This window comes from Sphingobium sp. LMA1-1-1.1 (assembly GCF_040676365.1).
In the GTDB taxonomy this organism is placed as follows: domain Bacteria; phylum Pseudomonadota; class Alphaproteobacteria; order Sphingomonadales; family Sphingomonadaceae; genus Sphingobium.
The window spans coordinates 541326-558294 of sequence record NZ_JBEGHS010000012.1 but is presented as its reverse complement, the minus strand read 5'-3'; the positions used below and the strand labels follow the sequence as shown (position 1 = coordinate 558294).

The 16969-nt window shown below is 62.9% G+C and carries 14 protein-coding genes and 1 pseudogene; 12 read left to right on the top strand and 3 right to left on the bottom strand.

Annotated features, from left to right (window positions below; genetic code table 11):
* Positions 1–23: 23 nt before the first annotated feature.
* Positions 24–557: a nuclear transport factor 2 family protein gene (locus MRBLMA1_RS09945; protein ID WP_363736489.1), complete on the bottom strand. Its 534-nt coding sequence runs from the start codon at positions 555–557 to the stop codon at positions 24–26.
* A gap of 196 nt (positions 558–753) precedes the next feature.
* Between MRBLMA1_RS09945 and MRBLMA1_RS09940 the strand changes: the two genes are divergently transcribed.
* Complete coding sequence (locus MRBLMA1_RS09940) at positions 754–1644, top strand: hypothetical protein (RefSeq protein WP_363736487.1); 891 nt, start codon at positions 754–756, stop codon at positions 1642–1644.
* Between the two features lie 76 nt (positions 1645–1720).
* Positions 1721–2968 (top strand): cytochrome P450, encoded by a 1248-nt coding sequence (locus MRBLMA1_RS09935; RefSeq protein ID WP_363736486.1) that lies wholly within the window; start codon positions 1721–1723, stop codon positions 2966–2968.
* A gap of 73 nt (positions 2969–3041) precedes the next feature.
* On the opposite strand, the gene MRBLMA1_RS09930 is transcribed toward MRBLMA1_RS09935, so the two are convergent.
* On the bottom strand, positions 3042–5441 hold the full coding sequence (locus tag MRBLMA1_RS09930) for a membrane-bound PQQ-dependent dehydrogenase, glucose/quinate/shikimate family (RefSeq protein ID WP_363736485.1): 2400 nt from the start codon (positions 5439–5441) through the stop codon (positions 3042–3044).
* A 131-nt stretch (positions 5442–5572) separates the two neighbouring features.
* Here MRBLMA1_RS09930 and MRBLMA1_RS09925 point away from each other — a divergent pair, with 131 nt between their 5' ends.
* Positions 5573–6058: a nuclear transport factor 2 family protein gene (locus MRBLMA1_RS09925; protein WP_363736484.1), complete on the top strand. Its 486-nt coding sequence runs from the start codon at positions 5573–5575 to the stop codon at positions 6056–6058.
* Between the two features lie 67 nt (positions 6059–6125).
* A pseudogene (locus tag MRBLMA1_RS09920) lies at positions 6126–7071 on the top strand (IS630 family transposase).
* A gap of 203 nt (positions 7072–7274) precedes the next feature.
* Here the strand turns inward: MRBLMA1_RS09920 and MRBLMA1_RS09915 are convergent.
* Positions 7275–8729 (bottom strand): NAD-dependent succinate-semialdehyde dehydrogenase, encoded by a 1455-nt coding sequence (locus MRBLMA1_RS09915; protein ID WP_363736483.1) that lies wholly within the window; start codon positions 8727–8729, stop codon positions 7275–7277.
* A gap of 242 nt (positions 8730–8971) precedes the next feature.
* Here MRBLMA1_RS09915 and MRBLMA1_RS09910 point away from each other — a divergent pair, with 242 nt between their 5' ends.
* From MRBLMA1_RS09910 to MRBLMA1_RS09875, 8 genes are all read left to right on the top strand, one after another.
* Positions 8972–9298: a 2Fe-2S iron-sulfur cluster-binding protein gene (locus MRBLMA1_RS09910; protein WP_363736482.1), complete on the top strand. Its 327-nt coding sequence runs from the start codon at positions 8972–8974 to the stop codon at positions 9296–9298.
* Between the two features lies 1 nt (position 9299).
* Positions 9300–10529, top strand: coding sequence for an NAD(P)/FAD-dependent oxidoreductase (locus MRBLMA1_RS09905; protein WP_363736480.1), 1230 nt, complete (start codon positions 9300–9302; stop codon positions 10527–10529).
* Between the two features lie 158 nt (positions 10530–10687).
* Positions 10688–11887, top strand: coding sequence for a formaldehyde dehydrogenase, glutathione-independent (gene fdhA / locus MRBLMA1_RS09900; RefSeq protein ID WP_363736478.1), 1200 nt, complete (start codon positions 10688–10690; stop codon positions 11885–11887).
* Positions 11888–11934: 47 nt separating this feature from the next.
* The gene (locus tag MRBLMA1_RS09895; RefSeq protein WP_363736476.1) at positions 11935–12444 is read left to right on the top strand and encodes a flavin reductase family protein; all 510 of its coding nucleotides are present in this window, start codon (positions 11935–11937) and stop codon (positions 12442–12444) included.
* Positions 12441–13223 carry a fumarylacetoacetate hydrolase family protein gene (locus MRBLMA1_RS09890; protein WP_363736474.1) on the top strand — a complete coding sequence of 261 codons (783 nt, stop codon included), beginning with the start codon at positions 12441–12443 and terminating at the stop codon, positions 13221–13223. Before MRBLMA1_RS09895 ends, MRBLMA1_RS09890 begins: the two co-directional genes overlap by 4 nt.
* Positions 13224–13233: 10 nt before the next feature.
* Positions 13234–14205, top strand: coding sequence for an acetaldehyde dehydrogenase (acetylating) (locus MRBLMA1_RS09885; RefSeq protein WP_363736892.1), 972 nt, complete (start codon positions 13234–13236; stop codon positions 14203–14205).
* A 3-nt stretch (positions 14206–14208) separates the two neighbouring features.
* The gene (gene dmpG, locus MRBLMA1_RS09880) at positions 14209–15246 is read left to right on the top strand and encodes a 4-hydroxy-2-oxovalerate aldolase (protein WP_133651455.1); all 1038 of its coding nucleotides are present in this window, start codon (positions 14209–14211) and stop codon (positions 15244–15246) included.
* 64 nt (positions 15247–15310) lie between these two features.
* Positions 15311–16966 (top strand): thiamine pyrophosphate-binding protein, encoded by a 1656-nt coding sequence (locus MRBLMA1_RS09875; RefSeq protein ID WP_363736472.1) that lies wholly within the window; start codon positions 15311–15313, stop codon positions 16964–16966.
* The last annotated feature ends 3 nt before the right edge of the window (positions 16967–16969 follow it).

Genomic DNA, 16969 nt, shown 5'->3' with positions numbered 1-16969 from the left:
ATCCTGTCCGGCGGTCCCGCCTTCTATCGCTCGATCCGGGCACGGCCCGCGACCAGATTCAGTACTTCATAGGCGGGATCCTTGACCGAGCGGGAACCCTGGATGAAGAGATCGCCCCGCAGGAAATCCTCGCCGATGGGGGCGCTGGAGGACCATTCGGAAACGCAGCGCCGATCCTTGATCGCCCAGGCGCCGTCGCGTCTTTCCATGACATCGACATAGCGGCCGACCATCATGTCGAGCATTTCCGTTCCGTCGGCGTCACGGGTCAGCGAAGCGAAGAAGGTCGTTTCCGCACCCGCCCTGTCGCCGTCCACCCTGATCCGGGACTGGCCGAGCAGATGGGTCGCATTCTTCCAGACCGAACTCAGCGAGTCCGTGACCGCGTCGGCGAACTGGGGGCCGGTCATCTTCATCGGACCATGATCGTCCCAACTGTCGGGATGATAGACATCCTCCACCGCGTCGCGATCGCATCGGTCGCAGGCATGGACATAGGCCTCGATAACCTCGCGAATCTCGAAATGATCGACGAGGCGCTGCACTTTGGGGTCCATTTCGCTCTCCCATTTTTATCGCGATCCGACCCGCATGATGCACCAATGCCGCATTGGCATCGTCCGATCGAACGTGGTGCCGGCGCGAAACGCATGCTGCTGTGTCGCTCGACGGCCGGAAATGCGACCTTTTGTCGCGATCTGCGCGCTGATTTTAAACGGACGCCGGCAGAGGCGCCGGAAATTGGAGAGAGCCATGACCGACAGTGTAAAGGCCGGAAAAGCGGGCGCTTCCGCGGTGCTGGATCAAGGCCCAGCCGCACCTCCTCCGCGTCAGGCGCTTTCGTCCATCTTCATCGTCATGACGGAAGCTTTCGAAGGTCAGGAGGATGAATTCAACGACTGGTACACCAATATCCACTGCCATGACACGATGCGCCTGCAGGGCAGCGTGGCGGTGCAACGGTGGAAACTATCACCCTATCAGCTCCGCTATAATGCCGGGCACTTCGGGCCTGAACAACGCTGGCTGTGCATCTATGAACTGAACGACACGCAACAGAATATCGACGATCATATCGAGCAATGCTTCAGCGATCGCATGCCGATAACCTCGGCGCAGCGCATCGACAAGGCGGAAGACTTCTATTATGTCCCCGCGCTATCGGGAAAGACAGCGGTCGAATCCTATGACTCGCGCAATGGCGACGTCCTGCTCATCCGCATGAATGTGAAGAAGGGCAAGGAAGGCGAGTTCATAAAATGGTATCGTGAGGACTATCTGCCGCGGACCTTGCGGCTTACGGGATTTATCGCCGGAGACCTCTACAAGGCGGCCGATATCCAGTTGATCGATGCCGTGCCCCGTTATGAGTTTTCCGCCGTCTACCATATTGCCGATCCCATGGTCGCGGTCGAAAGCCTGGACAGCCATCTGGCGCAGGCGAGTACGATACTCGACTGTCCCTTCGTCGAGCCCGACAGCATCGGCATCGCCTGCTACACGGCGATCACCAACCGTTTCACGGCCGAACAGGCCCATAACCTGCCGCCGGCCCAGAAGGCGCTGGAGGATGCGTTCAGGGCCAATATGGGCAATCGTCGCCACATGGCGGAGTCGCCCGACGGACTGAAGATCAAGCGCTGAAAAGGACGAAACCGGGCAGGACGTGGGCAGCCGTGCCCTGCCGTTCAGTCGCAGCAGGTCTGAAGGATCAAGCAAGATGGCGGACGACGGAGAGAGCAGGGTAGCGGCCCTGCGTCGGGATTTGCAGCGCGCGATGAGCGACCAGGTCGGCTTCGGCCGGCCCGACAGCCTCTATGCCGAACTTCGGGAGATCGACCCGGTGTCGGAGGCCAATGGCATACGCGTGGCGACCCGCTTCGAGGATGTCCTGACCGGATATCGCGACCAGTGCTTCAGTCGCCACAGGCAGGCGGTGGCCGAAGCCCTGGCCCATGGGGCAGGCAACGCGCGGGACGAGACGCTGAAACTGGCCTGGGAAGCATCGACCGCGATGTTGATCAACGCGGATGGGCCCGACCACAAGCGGCTGCGCCAGATATTGGAAGTCGCGTTCAAGCCGACCCAGATACGGAAATGGACGGAACGCATCCAGTCGATTACCGACGAACTGATAGCCAATGTAAGCGGCAGGAGAGAGTTCGACTTTCTGCGCGAACTGGCCTTTCTCCTGCCGGAGCGGGTGATCTGCGAACTGATGGGCGTTCCGCTGGAAGATCACGGTCTGTGGGGCAAATGGACCGCGGATATCGTCGCCGCCGCCCGGACGCATGAACCGAGCCCCGCCACGATGAAGGCGGTCGAGGATGCGCATCGCAATTTCTTCCTCTATTTTCGTGACCTTGTCCGGCAAAGGCGCGCGAACATGGGGGATGACCTGGTTTCCCTCCTGATCCGCGCCGAAAGCGAGGGCGATCGGCTGAGCGAGGTCGAACTGCTGGGCACGTTGCAGATGCTGATAGAGGCGGGCCATGAAACGACAGGCAATCTGATCGCCAATGGCATGTACGAATTGCTGCGGCATCCCGACCAATATGCGCTGCTGCGCGACCAGCCCGAACTGACCGACGGCGCGGTCGAGGAAATGCTGCGTTATTGCAGCCCCGCCCAATGGTCGCTTCCGCGCGAGCCGGTCGTTGATGTCGAATTGGGTGGCGTTCCGGTTCAGGCGGGCACGCCTGTCCTGCTGTCGCTGCTCGCCGCCAATCGGGATCCCTCCCTGTTCGACAAGCCCGACAGCTTCGATATTCAGCGCAATCCGAACCGGCATCTGGCCTTTGCGGGCGGGCCGCATTTCTGTCTCGGCAACCAGCTCGCGCGCACGGAAGCGCGCATCATGTTCCGTGGTATCATGACGAGATTGCCGGTGCTTGAACTCGCCGAGGAACCAAGGCTTCGCGACGCATTTGTGCGGGGCTATGAAAGCCTCCGCGTCCGCTTGGCTTAAGTTTTGGAGCAGCCTTCGGCGTTCTGCAAGGAAAGGGGGCGGGCCTGATCGGTCCGCCCCATTTTTTCAGGGATCAGGGGAGGCGATAGGCGATGACATAGTCGCCCACCTGGGTTCCCATGCCGGCATGTCCCCCGGCCGCGACCACCACATACTGTCTTTTGCTGGCGGGCGAATAATAGGTCATCGGGGTAGCCTGTCCGCCGGCCGGAAGGCGGCTGCGCCATAGCTCGCGGCCGGTCGCGCTTTCATAGGCCCTCAGGTAACGGTCCTGCGCGGCGGCGATGAAGAAGATCCCGCTGGAGAGCGCAACCGATCCGCCGGTATTGAACACGCCGATCGGAAGCGGCAGTCCCACTTTCATGCCGAGTGGCCCGGTATCGCTGGATGTCCCGAAGGGATGCTGCCAGAGGATCTTGCGGGTCTTGAGGTCAATCGCGCTGATCCGGCCCCATGGCGGCTGGATGCAGGGGACGAACAGGGGGGACAGGAAGGGAACGGCCTGCGCGGCATAGGGAGTCCCTACTTGCGGCAGCCCGGCCTCCGCGCCGCTCTTCGTTTCCGGCGATCCACGGCTGGCCTGGCCAGCTCCGGTCGAATTGGGTGCCCGGCTAAGGCCCATGGCGTTCGCCTTGGCGCGGGGAATGAGGGTCGTCTTGAATGGCGTGTGGCTGGTGTTCACGATAAGAATGCCGCGTTGCCGGTCGATGGTGACGCCGCCCCAACTGACTACGCCGGCACTTCCGGGATAGGATATGGTTCCTTGCAGCGATGGCGGCGTGAGCGGGCCTTCATAGCGTAGCTGGCGATATTTGATCCGGCAGACGAGCTGGTCGATCGGCGTCATCCCCCATGCCGACGCTTCGGTCAGTCGTGGCCCGACGAGGCTTGGCATGCCCACGGAATAGGGCTGCGTCGGCGCCGTGAAATCTCCCGGTACGGCGCCGCCGGGTGCTGGACGTTCCTCGACGCGGGTCAGCGGCTTGCCCGTCAAACGGTCCAGCACGAACAATTCCCCCCGTTTCGTCGGTTGGACGAGCGCCGGGACAGTGACGCTGCCCATCGGGAAATCGACCAGGCTGGGTTGTGCGGGCAGATCCTGATCCCACAGATCGTGGTGAATGGTCTGGAACCTCCAGCGCAACTGGCCAGTCCGCGTATCCAGCGCCACCAGGGCGCTGCCGAACTGTTCCATCACCGGCTTGCGTCCTCCGCCGAAAAAGTCCGGCGTGGGATTGCCCAGGGGCACGAACAGCAGGTTGTTTTGCGCATCCGCCGTCAGTGGCGCCCAGGAATTGGGCGTGCCGCGCGCATAATCGCCCGCCTGGGGATCCGCGCCATTGATTGCGGCGCGATCGCCAGCGCCCAGATCCCATGCCCAGGCGAGCTTTCCGCTGACGGCATCGAACGCCCTGATCACGCCGGATGGTTCGCCCACCTCTGCCCCGTCCATGACGTTGGCGCCGACGATCACCTTGTCGCCGACGACCAGTGGCGCAGAGGTGGTGAAATAATAGCCCGGACGAACGCGGCCGAGGCCTTTTTTGAGATCGACGCGTCCCCCCTCACCAAAGCCGGAACAGGGACGGCCGCTCACGGCGTCCAGCGCCTGCAGGCCGCCGTCGACGACCGGGGAGAAGATGCGCTGCCGGCATTCGCCGCTGCCCGCTTGATTGTCGGCGGTGGCATAATAGGCGACGCCACGGCATGCCTTCAGCGGAGACCAGCCATAGCTGACCTTGGGGTCGTACATCCACAATCGCCGGCCGGTCGTCGCATCGATGGCGTGAACCTGCGTATGCGCGGTGCACAGGAACAGGCGGTTGCCGACCTGCAGCGGCGTCGTTTCAAAGGTCCAGGCGGTCTGCGCATCATTGCGGCCGGGCAGGTCGCCTGTTCGGTAGACCCAGGCCCGCTCCAGCCTGCCCACATTGGCGCCGTCGATCTGGCCGAGCGTTGAAAAGCGGCTTGCGCCGAGATCGCCGCCATAGGTCGCCCAGTCCGATGCCGCCTGTGCGACAGGCGGCACCGAGCCGTCGTCCGGATTGGGCAGGCGCATCGTGACGGTCCAGGTCATGGCGCCAAGCAGCAGGACCAGAACGGTTCCAACAGCAAGCCGGCGCGCGCCGAACCGGCGCCACAGCCATGGCAGCGCCATGCCGGCGGCAAGGAAAAGGGGTGCACCCAACCGAGCGAATAGCGGCCAGAAGGCAGGGCCCGCTTCCACCCAAGCCCATATCGCGGTTCCAGCGAGAAAAACCGCATAGAGCAGATAGCCGGAGGGCCGTCGGCGGAACAGCATCACTGCGCTGGCCAGCAGCGGAAGGCTCGACACCGCATAATAAGGCGATCCGCCCAGTTGCAGCAGCCTCAGTCCCCCGATGAGGAAGAACAACCCTGTCAGAAGCAGGATCGTGGCTGACGCATAGGGCCGGTAGGGGATGCGGTGATTGGGCGCCGGCTTTTCCGACATCGTCTCTCTCCTGTTGGCGACACCGCCAATTGGGTCTGTGGGATGACGGGAGCCCGCATCACATCGTCCATTGGGACGTCGCGCCATCCGCAAGTTCGGGCACCGCTGACGGTCGACAAGGAGAGGAGACGATGATGTCCACCACTGTCCCGATGACGGAAAGAAACCTGGCGCATGCCGAAGCGATCCGGATGCTGAAGGCGCGCTATTTCAGGAATATGGACCAGCGGGATTGGGAAGCCATGATCGACGTTTTTGTCGATGACGCCGTCATGGACATGCGATCGGAAATGGCGGCGCTGGCGCATGCGGGATTGGCGGTGGACCCGCAAGCTGGGCTCATCGAAGGGCAACCGGCGATCCTGCAGGCGATGTCGAGCGCGCTTGTGGGAACGATCACCGTCCATCATGGGCATATGGGCGAGATCGATATTCTGTCAGATAACGAGGCAGGGGGAATATGGCCGATGCGGGACGTCATCCTGATGCCGGAGGGCAGTCCGGTGCGGCAGCTGCGCGGTTATGGGCATTATCATGAACGCTATCGGCGTGTGGCGGAGGGGGAATGGCGGATCGCCCATCTGAGGCTCAGCCGCCTGTTGATCGAATGGATTTAGAGCATTTTCGGGTTGCGCCGAGTCATATGTTTTGATTCGAAGGTGTCGGTTAATCGGCGAGGCTGAGATGACGGCACCCTTATCCCAGGATTTGCGCAAACGGCTTATTGCGGCTGTAGCGGAAGGCAGTTCTGCCCGCGCGGCAGCGGCCCGGTTTCAGGTGAGCCCGGCAGCGGCGGTGAGCATCGTGCGCCGAGCACGGGAGACCGGTAGTACAGAGCCTGCCCGGATCGGCGGTTATCGTCGGCCGCTTCTGGCGGATCATGAGGCCTTGTTGCGTGAACTGATGTCCACCCGGAAGGGCATCACGCTGGCCGAGATCAAGGCGGAACTGGTCGAACGAGGTATCCAGCCGGGTTCGCTCTCGACGATCTGGTCAACCCTCAAGCGGTTTGGCCTGTCCCATAAAAAAAGTCGCTGAGGGCCGCCGAGCAGGATCGGCCTGACGTTGCCGATCATCGTCAGCGCTGGCGGGTGTGGCAGCGCTTCATGGACCCAGCCGCGCTTGTGTTCCTGGATGAAACCGGCGCGACCACCAATATGGCTCGACGCTATGGCTGGAGTCCCAAGGGCGAGCGCCTGATCGACGCTGCCCATTCGGTCATTGGCGAACGACGACATTCATCGCGGGCCTGCGTTCGACCGGAATCATCGCTCCGATGGTCCTCGATGGCCCCATGACAGGCGAAACCTTCCGCGCCTATGTCGAACAGTTTCTGGCACCGACGCTGTCGCCGGGCGACGTGGTCGTCCTCGACAACCTGCCGGCTCATAAGGTCGCCGGCATTCGTGAGGCCCTCACCGCCGTTGGCGCCAGCATCCTGTACCTTCCGCCCTACAGTCCGGACCTGAACCCGATTGAGCAATTGTTCGCCAAACTCAAGACGCTTCTGCGAAAGGCGGCGGCTCGCACCCGCGACGCCCTGTGGGATACCATTGGTCGTTTGCTCCCCGCCTTCAGCCCTACAGAATGCCGCAACTACATCGAAAACTCAGGATATGCCTTCGACTAAACCAAAAATACTCTAAGACGGATCGACATTCAGCCCTGACGGCCTGCAAATGGCGACTTTCCGTGCTTCCGGTGCTCACGTACTGGAAGTAGGCTGCGCGCCGGGTCACGAAAAATCACCATTTTCGGCTCGTCATCATCTGAATGTCGATCCGTCTTAGGCAGGCGACCGCATCGCCCCGCCATTCCCCCCGAGATCGGGTTTCAGATGCCGCCCATGCAGATATATTTGATCTCCAGATAATCCTCGATCCCATATTTCGACCCTTCACGGCCCAGCCCGCTTTCCTTGACACCGCCAAAAGGGGCGACTTCGGTCGAGATGAGGCCCGTGTTCACGCCGACGATGCCATATTCGAGCGCCTCTGCCACGCGCCACACCTTGCCCAGATCGCGGGCAAAGAAATAGGCGGCCAGGCCGAAACAGGTGTCGTTCGCCATGCGCACGACCTCCGCTTCGTCGCGGAACCGGAAAACCGGAGCCAATGGTGCGAAAGTCTCGTCCTTCGCCACCAGCATGTCGCTGGTCATACCCGTCATGATCGTGGGTTCGAAGAAGCTGCCGCCAAGGTCAGACCGGCCTCCCCCCGCTACCAGAGTGGCCCCCTTCGCCAGTGCGTCGCCGATATGGCTTTCGATCTTCGCCACGGCGCCCTCGTTGATGAGGGGGCCGATCGTGACCCCCTCGTCAAACCCGTTGCCCATCCTGAGGCCGCCCACCGCCTTGGCCAGCCGCTCGACAAAGGCGTCGTGGATGCCGTCCTGCACGTAAAGCCGGTTGGCGCACACGCAGGTCTGGCCCGCGTTGCGGAACTTGGACTGCATCGCGCCGGCAACCGCGGCATCCAGATCGGCATCGTCGAACACGATGAAGGGGGCATTGCCGCCCAGTTCCAGGCTGAGCTTGGTGATATGCTGCGCTGCGTTGGCCATGAGGTCGCGACCGATTTCTGTCGACCCGGTAAAGCTGATCTTCCGCACCAGGGGGTTCGAACAGAATGTGTCGCTGATTTCCCCGGCATTGCCGGTGATGCAGGACAGGATGCCGGGGGGAATCCCTGCTTCCTCCGCCAGACGGCAGAGCGCAAAGGCGGTCAGCGGCGTGGCGCTGGCCGGCTTGATGATGATCGGGCATCCCGCCGCGAGGGCCGGTCCCGCCTTGCGCGTGATCATGGCCGCCGGGAAGTTCCACGGCGTGATCGCAGCCGTCACGCCGATCGGTTGCTTGACGACCAGCAGGCGCATCCCCTTGTCATGCGCGGGGATCACGTCGCCATAGGCGCGCTTTCCTTCTTCCGCGAACCATTCGATGAAGCTGGCCGCATAGACCACCTCGCCGCGCGCCTCCGCCATCGGTTTGCCCTGTTCGGCAGTCATGATCGCCGCAAGGTCTTCGGTATTGGCGATGATGAGGTCGAACCAGCGGCGCAGGATCGCGGCACGGTCCTTGGCGGTTCGGGCTGCCCAGGCGGGCATGGCCTGTGCGGCGGCCTCTATGGCGCGCGTGGTTTCGGCATGGCCAAAACGCGGCACGTTCGCAATCACCTCCCCGGTCGCGGGATTGCGCACGGCGATCTTTGCCTCGCTGTCCATCCATTGCCCTCCGATCAGGCAGCGTTCTTCCAGCAATTGCGGGCGCTTTAAATTGTAAATGGCCATGAGGCGGTCCTTCTGCGGGAGTCGGATGGAGCGAGGCGTCAGCTTTGCCCTATTCCGGGGAACCCTCGCTTATCCATCGTCCGGTTGGACCATGTTCTCCACGGTCCCTGCGGCTAGAGCCGGGGAAAGGCAGTCAGCGGCCTTTGGCGGGTTCTGTCATCGAAGTACCCGCCGGCCAGGTTGGGCCTGAAGGATAATGGGGCGTGCGCCGGATGGTCCGGTGGGTTTAGTACAGGAAGATCATGATGCCAAAAGTGACGTTCAAGAGCCATCAGGGGGACGTGCGGGAGGTGGACGTCGCTGCTGGGCGCTCGCTGATGCTGGCCGCGACGATCAACGGTGTTCCGGGCATCGATGCGGATTGCGGCGGCACGCTTTCCTGCGCGACCTGCCATGTCTATGTCGATCCGCAGTGGATCGACCGGCTGCCGGCCATGGATGACGTCGAGAACGATCTGCTGGAGAACACCGCCTGCGAAAGGACCGGAAACAGTCGCCTGTCCTGCCAGATCATCGTGACCGATGAACTGGAAGGGCTGAGCGTCGAGGTTCCGGAACGTCAGTTCTGACATGAGCGGGCTGCTTATTGTCGGCGGCTCCTATGCCGGGCTGAACATCGCGGCATCGGCGCGGCAGCATGGCTTCGACGGCGCGATCACAATGCTGACCGAAGAGGCGTTTCTGCCCTACCACCGGCCGCCGCTTTCGAAGGGATATCTGACCGGCGCGGTCGACGCCGAAAGCCTGCCGCTGCGCGGAGAGGTCTTTTATCGCGACAATCAGGTGGACGTCGTCTTCGGCGCGCGTGCCGAGCATGTCGAGCCGGAAGGCCGTGTCGTCACGACCAAGGGGACGTTCGGGTTCGACAAGCTGGCCTTCGCCACAGGAACGCAGGCGCGCCGCATACCGCTGGCCGGAGCCGATCTGGACGGTGTCGTGACGCTGCGCTCGCTCGCTGACGCCAACCATATTCGCGAGAAGCTGGAGCAGACGTCGTCGGTCGTGATCATCGGCGGCGGTTTCATCGGGCTGGAGCTCGCCGCGTCGCTCGCCAAGGCGGGAAAGCCCGTGACGGTACTGGAAGGGTTGCCACGGGTGATGGCGCGGGTGACCGGGCCCGTGATCTCGAATTTCGTCGAGCGCAGGTTCGCGGCTGAAGGCGTCCGCATATTGACCGCGACAGGCGTGGAGCGGATCGAAGGGGACCAGGGCAAGGTCACGGGAGTGCGGGACAGCCATGATGTGGTCCATGCTGCAGATCTCGTCGTGATGGCGGTGGGCGCGGTGCCCAATACGGGGCTGGCAGAGCCGCTTGGCCTCGCCAGCGGGCAGGGGATCCATGTCGACAGCTGCGGTCGGACGGCCAATGCCGCGATGTTCGCGGCGGGCGACTGCGCATTCGGCATGAACCTGTTCGCGGGGCGCGACATGCGCCTGGAATCGGTGCAGAATGCGACCGACCTTGGCAAGGCTGCCGGCGCGGCCATCGCCGGCAGGACCATGCCCAACTTGTCCGTGCCCTGGTTCTGGTCGGATCAGTTCGACATGAAATTGCAGATGGTCGGCTTTTCCCAGGATGCGCAGCAGGAGGTTGTGCGCGGGTCGCTGGAAGACGGAAAATTCTCCGTTTTCTACCTGCGCGACGAGCGCGTCGTCGCGATCGAATCCGTCAATGCTGTGAGCGATCATGTGCTCGGTCGAAAGCTGCTGGCGGTCGACCATCGTGTGAGTGCGGCGATGCTAGCTGATCCGGCCTTCAACCCGCGGGATCTGATCGCGTCGAAGGTCGCCACAACCTGAAGCACGGGCATAGTCCGGTGGGACGTATGTCGCAGCCCCGGCAGGATTAAGATGATGGCGATCGGCGCCCTCCCTCAATCAGCGCCGGCCGGCCAGCCGGCCTCAGCGAGGGCGAGAGCCTGTCCCAATTGGTAATAAAAAAGAGCAGGAGCGAAGTCATGGCGGGCAATCGTGGTGTCGTTTATCTCGGACCGAACAATGTGGAAGTGATGGATATCGGCGATCCCAGAATGGAAACGCCGCAGGGACGCAAGATCGATCACGGCGTCATCCTGAAGGTCGTGTCCACCAACATCTGCGGATCCGATCAGCACATGGTGCGCGGACGTACGACGGCGCCGACCGGGCTGGTCCTGGGGCATGAAATCACCGGGGAAGTCGCAGAAGTCGGCAGCGGTGTCGAGTTCCTCAAAAAGGGCGACATCGTCTCCGTCCCGTTCAACGTGGCATGCGGCCGTTGCCGCACATGCAAGGAACAGGCGACGGGTGTCTGCCTGAACACCAATCCGGATCGCGCCGGCGCGGCTTATGGCTATGTCGACATGGGCGGATGGATCGGCGGGCAGGCCAATTATGTCATGGTGCCTTACGCCGACTTCAACCTGCTGAAATTTCCCGATCGTGACCAGGCGCTTGAGAAGATACGCGACCTGACCTGCCTGTCTGATATCCTGCCGACCGGGTTCCACGGCGCCGTCAATGCGGGCGTTGGTCCGGGTTCCACCGTCTATGTCGCGGGAGCGGGGCCGGTCGGGATGGCGGCTGCGGCGTCCTGCAATCTCCTTGGCGCCGCCTGCACCATCGTGGGCGACATGAACAAGGAGCGCCTGAAGCATGCCCGCGCCATGGGCTTCCAGACGGTCGACCTTTCCGAACATGCCGATCTGGGCGAACAGATTGCGCAGATCCTGGGCGTTCCTGAAGTGGATTGTGCCATCGACGCGGTCGGGTTCGAGGCAAGGGGGCATGGCGCCGATTCCGGTCATGAGGCGCCCGCCACGGTGTTGAACGCGCTGATGCAGGTGACCCGCGCGTCGGGACGGATCGGCATTCCCGGCCTTTATGTCACTGGTGATCCGGGCGGCGTCGACGAAGCGGCCAAGATCGGCAGCCTGTCGATCCGCTTCGGGCTGGGCTGGGCGAAGAGCCACGCCTTCTTCACCGGGCAGACGCCGGTGGTGAAATATAATCGCCAGCTCATGCAGGCGATCCTGTGGGACCGCCTGCCAATTGCCGACATCGTCAATGTCGAAGTGATCGGTCTGGATGAAGCACCGCGCGGCTATGAAGTATTTGACCATGGCGCGGCCAAAAAGTTCGTGATCGATCCCAATGGAATGGTGCCGAAGGCCGCCTGAAGGCGACCTTGACGGCTTATGGTTAGGCGTTTGCCGGAGGCATGTGAATGAACAGGGTAATCGATGTCGATGCCTCCGTCGCGGCCGTCGATGCGATTGGCGATCTTTTTCGCCAATCGATGCGGCGACTGGCCTCGGCAGTATCGATCGTGGCGTGCGAAAGCGACGGGGAGTGGTTCGGCCTCAGCGCGACATCGGTAACGTCCCTGTCGATGGAACCGCCGTCATTGCTGGTCTGCCTCAACCGGTCGGCGTCGCTGACGCCGATGCTGCACCAGGACAAGCCGTTTTCGGTGAATCTCCTCGACCGCCGGCATCAGAATGTGTCCAATGCCTTCGGCAGTTCCAGCTTGCGGGCAGAGCGTTTTCGCGACGGGGGCTGGCAACTTTCGGAGCGGGGCGTGCCCGTGATGGCGGAAGCGATCGCGTCGATCGAATGCGACGTAGGGAAGCTGGTCGAATATGGGTCGCACATCATCGTCATCGGCGAAGTGCGTCATGTCCGGATTGGGGAGGGCGTGGACCCTCTGATCTACTGCAACGGAAAATATCAATGACCTCAACCAACAACGCTGCGTTCAGCGACGCCCTCTATGACGCGCTTCGCGGACGGCATACGATCAGCCCTCTTGTCGAGCAGCAGGCATCACTGACGATTGACGATGCCTATGCGATCAGCCTGGGATTTCTGCAGCGTCGTACGGCCGATGGCGAGCGTGTCGTGGGCAAGAAGATCGGTGTTACATCGAAGGCGGTGCAGGATATGCTGGGCGTGCACCAGCCTGACTTCGGCTTCCTGACGGACTGGATGCATGTGGAGGGGGATATCGATGTCGACGCCAAGGCGTTGATAGCGCCGCGCGCGGAAGCGGAAATCGCCTTCATACTGAAGGACAGGCTGAACGGCCCCGGCGTCACCCCCGCCGACGTGATCGCCGCGACGGAGGCGATAGCACCGTGTTTCGAGATCGTCGACAGCCGCATCAGGGACTGGAAGATCAGCATCGTCGACACGGTGGCGGACAATGCCAGTTGCGGCGTCTTCGTGCTGGGCGAGGCGCGGGCTGACCCGCGCGCCCATGATCTGCCCAACCTCCACGTCACCGTGACCAAGAATGGTGCGCCGCTTTCGGAAGGCTATGGCCATGCCGTGCAGGGCGATCCGGCCATGGCGGTGGCCTGGCTCGCCAATACGCTGGGCACCTATGGCGTGACGCTGGAGGCTGGCGACGTGATCCTGTCGGGATCCGTCGTGCCGCTGGAGCCGGCGGCGAAGGGCGATCGTTTCGAAATGACGTTGCACGGCATCGGCACGTGCACAGCCAATTTCATCTGAAGGAAACATGATGGGCAAGGTCAAGGCGGCCATTATCGGATCGGGCAATATCGGCACCGACCTGATGATGAAGATGATCAAATATCCGCAGAATATGGAGCTGGCGGTCGTGGTCGGCATTGACGAGGCGTCGGAAGGCCTCGCCATGGCCCGCGAGCGCGGCGTTGCGACCACTCATGAAGGGCTGGAAGGCCTCAAGGCGATGGACGTCTATCCCGAGATCGGGATCGTCTTCGACGCGACTTCGGCCTATGCGCACAAGGTCCATGATGCGGCCCTGCGCGCCGACGGCAAGCAGGTGGTGGACCTCACCCCGGCTGCCATCGGTCCCTACACCATCCCGACAGTCAATGGCGAAGCCAATCTCGACGCGGGCAATGTGAACATGGTGACCTGCGGCGGACAGGCGACCATCCCGATGGTGGCCGCCGTCAGCCAGGTCGCGACCGTCCACTATGCCGAGATCGTGGCGTCCGTATCCTCGCGTTCGGCGGGCCCCGGCACGCGCGCCAATATCGACGAGTTCACCCGCACGACCGCGGGTGCGATCGAGAAGGTCGGCGGCGCTGCCCAGGGCAAGGCGATCATCATCCTCAATCCGGCCGAACCGCCGATGATCATGCGCGACACCGTCTTCACTCTGTCCGAGGGTGCCGACGAGGAAACCATCCGCGCCTCTGTCGAGGCCATGGTCAAGAAGGTCCAGGCCTATGTGCCCGGCTATCGCCTCAAGCAGGAGGTGCAGTTCGAGCGCTTTGGCGACAACAACAAGCTCAAGATCCCGGGGCGCGGCGAGTTCACCGGCATCAAGACGATGATCCTGCTCGAGGTCGAAGGAGCAGGTGATTATCTTCCCAGCTATTCGGGCAATCTCGACATCATGACCGCCGCCGCTAAGGCGACCGGCGAGCTGCTGGCGCAGCGCATTGCTGAAGGCAAGAAGGCGGCGGCCACCGGGTCGCTCGCCGAGACGGAGAATTAAGAGATGAGCGCGAAATTCAACGTCGAAGCGGGCGAGAAGCTGTACATTCAGGACGTCACCCTTCGCGATGGCATGCACGCGATCAGGCATATGTACGGCATCGATCATGTCAAGGCGATTGCCAAGGCGCTTGACGATGCCGGCGTGGACGCGATCGAGGTCGCCCATGGCGATGGCCTGAATGGCGCCAGCTTCAACTATGGCTTTGGCGCGCATACTGACTGGGAGTGGCTGGAGGCCGTCGCATCGGTGCTGAACAGGTCCGTCCTCACCACGCTGATCCTGCCGGGCGTCGGCACGGTTGATGAACTGCGCCGCGCCTATGATATCGGCGTGCGATCGGTGCGGGTCGCCACCCATTGCACGGAGGCCGACGTCAGCAAGCAGCATATCGGCATCGCGCGCGATCTGGGCATGGACGTCTCGGGCTTCCTGATGATGAGCCACATGATCGATCCGGAAAAGCTGGCGGCGCAGGCAGTACTGATGGAAAGCTATGGCGCCCAGTGCGTCTACGTCACCGACAGCGGCGGCGCGCTCGACATGGATGGCGTCAAGGCGCGGCTGGAGGCCTATGACCGGGTATTGAAGCCCGAAACCCAGCGCGGCATCCACGCCCATCACAATCTCTCGTTGGGCGTGGCCAATTCGATCGTGGCCGCGCAATGCGGGGCGGTCCGCATCGACGCGTCGCTGACCGGCATGGGTGCGGGCGCTGGCAATGCGCCGCTCGAAGTGTTCGTCGCCGCGGCTGACCGCAAGGGCTGGAACCATGGCTGTGACGTCAACGCACTCATGGATGCGGCGGAAGATCTGGTTCGTCCCTTGCAGGACCGGCCAGTACGCGTCGATCGCGAAACGCTCGCGCTGGGCTATGCAGGGGTCTATTCCAGCTTCCTGCGCCACGCGGAAAAGGCGGCCGAAACCTATGGCCTGGACACCCGCACGATCCTGGTCGAACTCGGCCGTCGCAAGATGGTGGGTGGACAGGAGGACATGATCGTCGACGTTGCGCTGGACATGCTAAAGGAAAAGGCCTGATCCAGGGCGGGGCGGGGAGAGTCCCGCCCACCTGCAAGACGAAAAAATCCCCGGGAGAGGAAGTGTGGGTCTGGAGCAGGAGAGGAAGGAACTGGGAGCCCGTGAGGTTGTCCGTTTCCTGAAAGAGAGCGGATTCCGTCACATTTTCGGTCTTCCGGGAAGTTCGCTCGTATCGCTTTTGCAGGAACTGGCGGATTCTCCCGTCAAAGTGGTTCCGACGATCCATGAATCAGTGACGATCGCGGCGGCTGACGGCTATGCGCGGGTGACCGGGGCCGGGGCGGCCTATATCTACATGGTGCCCGGCACGGCCAATGCTCTTGCCAATCTGTACAATGCCTGGCGCGACGAAAGTCCCATTCTGGTGCTGGCGTCCCAGCAGGCGGCCTGGGCCCGCACGCGTGAAGGCACGATCGGTGAGGGGGATCTTGTTCCCCTGGTCGCGCCCTTCTGCCGCCATGCCCGCGAACTCGCGCCGGGCATGCCGGTCTATCATCATCTGGCGGCCGCCAGTCGTGCGGCAAGAGGCGTACCGACAGGGCCGGCATTCGTCTCCCTGCCGGAAGATGTGCTGGAGGCTGATGGACCCGTCGTTTCTGTCCCCCGGACGGTCCGCCTGCCGTCAGGCGCGCCTGACATAAGCCTGCTTGCAGAGAAGCTGGCAAAGGCTCGCCGGCCCCTGATCGTCGCGGGCGGCCAGGTGCGGCGCCATGGCGGTGCGGATGGGCTGGCCGCGCTTGCCGAGCGCCATCAAATCGCGGTCGCGGCGGAGCCGGGCTTCAATGACAGGCTCGCCATATCGCCTGGCCATCCGAATTTCCTGGGAGGAATGACCGGACTCTACGGCAGCGTCGCAGAGGCGCGGGCGGATTTCGTGCTGGTGGTCGGGGGACGTTTCATTCCGGAGGGGCATCCGCGACCAAACCCCTATTTTCCAGGGGCCGAATTCGTCGCCCACGTCAATGCCGATCATGCGAAGCTTGAGGAGACAAGAGTCGCCCACTGGTCCTGCGCCTGCGATCCTTCGGCCTTGCTGGCCGCTCTGCTCCAGGCGGTGTCCGATGCCGATGATGCGCTGATGCGGCAGAGGCGCGCCTTCATCGACGAGGCGAAGGCGGCCCGATTGCCGCCCGGTAATCCCTTTGCCGAGACATTGGCATCCTATGGAACCGCACTTGGCGCGCTTCACGACGCGCTGGATCACGGCTGGGTGGTCGACGAAGCCGTCATGGGATCGGTTGCCCTTCTGGGAGCGCTGCGATCGGGCGATGGCGGACGATATATCGGGGCGACGGGGGGTTCGCTGGGCTGGGGAACCGGCGCGGCCGTGGGGGCTGCGCTGGGTTCGGGCGGGCCGGTTACCTGCGTGCTGGGGGACGGCGCGTTACGCTTTGGTCTCCACGGCCTCTGGACCGCCGTGGCGGAAAGATTGCCGATTACATTCGTGATCCTGGATAATGGCGGCTATGGGTCGACCCGCTATTTTTCCCGGGCTTATGCGGAACGCGCAAAGCCGGGTGGGGGACGCAACGCGCCCAGCTATGCCGGCATGGACTTTCGCGAAACCGGCGGTTCCCTGGCCGACCTGATCCGCGGCTTTGGCCTGCCATGCACCGGGCCGGTGGCTCCGCAGGACGCGCGCGAAGCATTGGAGGCGGCATGGCGTTCGGCGAAAGAAGGGCCAAACGCGATCATTATCAGCTTGCCGTTCGGTGATTAGGCC